Raw genomic sequence first — 1,321 nt, 5'->3', positions numbered from 1 at the left:
CCTCTGTCATCGGAACCTCCTCTGTCGACTGAGAAAGCCTCAATCGTCGGACAGGTTCGTCAGTTCACAAAATGCGCGACGTCAGGAAAAATGCGAAACATCAGCCAAAAACGCCAATGCCGCGCGAGCGGCTTCGTCCTGAGATGTATATGGACCTCTCCTAATTGCAACGGTCTGTTCGGTTCCGGCTTCGATTTCGATTTCGATTTCGCGATTGCTGATGTCTATCCGGTTTTCAAACTGTCTACCGTATGATCAATGGTAAGCGGTGCATCTGACCCCCTAATCAGCCTCTGACATGGTCATCTTCGCCATGACATAATACCGCGAAACAAGACGAGGCGGCAGTCATGGGGAAATTCCCGCAATCTTTCGAAGTCTACGGCTTCACCATTGAAGTCCATGCTGGGGGTCGGCGGGTCTGGCCACCCAGCTTCAAACGGTTCGTCAAAGATAAACTCGACAGCGGTGAATTAGCAGTCGGTGATGTAATGAGGGCCTGCAACGTATCCCAATCCCTCGTCTACAAATGGCGCTCTGATGTCCGGCGTGCGGGAACCAGGCGGACGTCACGACGAGAGGAGCGCGTGTTCTCCGAAGTGGTTGTAGAGGACCAAGAACATCCTGGGGGTGTCGGAGCCGATACTGATGCTGATCAGATTTACGTTCACTTCAGGGATGTCGATCTTACGCTTCCCTCTGCCTATCCGGTTGATCATTTGGTGAAGATCATTCTGGCGGTTGAGGCACGCGCATGATTTCGCCATCCGGCAATTTCAAACTCTATCTGGCGTCAAAGCCGGTCGACTTCCGCAAAGGCATGGATGGGCTGGCCGCCATCGTCATGAACGAGTTTGATCTGGATCCGTTCAGCGGGGCCATTTTCATCTTCCGCTCAAAGCGGGCGGATCGGTTGAAGTTGATCGTCTGGGACGGGACCGGGCTCGTCATGGCTTACAAGCGCATCGAGGGCGCGGGCTTCGTCTGGCCGCAGATGACGGATGGGGTCATCACCGAGATATAGCTGAAAGTTGGTGATAGCCCCTGAGGGGCGGCATATCATGGCGTTGTTGACGCGCCGCAATTCTCATTTGAGAAAAGGATATGCCACATGACGAAGACTACCATCACGACGTTGCCCGATCCACATGGATTTTCAGCTGATCCGTTGACCGACATTCTACGATCTGGAGCGCGTGACTTAATCCAACAAGCTGTTGAAGCTGAACTTACAGCGTTGCTGGAGGCGCATTCGGACGAGCGAACCGATGATGGCCGCACACGATTAGTACGCCATGGTCACCTGCCGGAGCGCGAGGTT

3 protein-coding genes and 1 pseudogene are annotated in these 1,321 nt (G+C 54.0%); all 4 read left to right on the top strand.

What is annotated here, in order from left to right; all coding sequences use genetic code 11:
• A partial coding sequence (locus ACFWW2_RS00930) for a hypothetical protein (RefSeq protein ID WP_393925486.1) occupies positions 1 to 255 on the top strand: 255 nt, incomplete at its 5' end.
• Between the two features lie 95 nt (positions 256 to 350).
• Positions 351 to 758 carry a hypothetical protein gene (locus ACFWW2_RS00925; protein WP_393925485.1) on the top strand — a complete coding sequence of 136 codons (408 nt, stop codon included), beginning with the start codon at positions 351 to 353 and terminating at the stop codon, positions 756 to 758.
• Positions 755 to 1,024 carry an IS66 family insertion sequence element accessory protein TnpB gene (gene tnpB, locus ACFWW2_RS00920; protein WP_393925484.1) on the top strand — a complete coding sequence of 90 codons (270 nt, stop codon included), beginning with the start codon at positions 755 to 757 and terminating at the stop codon, positions 1,022 to 1,024. The genes ACFWW2_RS00925 and tnpB overlap by 4 nt, the downstream gene beginning before the upstream one ends.
• Before the next feature lie 87 nt (positions 1,025 to 1,111).
• Positions 1,112 to 1,321, top strand: a pseudogene (locus ACFWW2_RS00915) (IS256 family transposase); the annotation flags it as partial.

The sequence above is a fragment of the Yoonia sp. R2-816 genome, from assembly GCF_046762905.1.
Classification (GTDB): Bacteria; Pseudomonadota; Alphaproteobacteria; order Rhodobacterales; family Rhodobacteraceae; genus Yoonia.
The sequence above is the reverse complement of the archived record's forward strand: the minus strand, read 5'-3'. Positions and strand labels throughout refer to the sequence as shown.

What these genes read in the sequence shown, in the direction of transcription:
- tnpB (WP_393925484.1), top strand. Translation starts at nt 755, where the DNA reads ATGATTTCGCCATCCGGCAATTTCAAACTCTATCTGGCGTCAAAGCCG.
- ACFWW2_RS00925 (WP_393925485.1), top strand. Translation starts at nt 351, where the DNA reads ATGGGGAAATTCCCGCAATCTTTCGAAGTCTACGGCTTCACCATTGAA.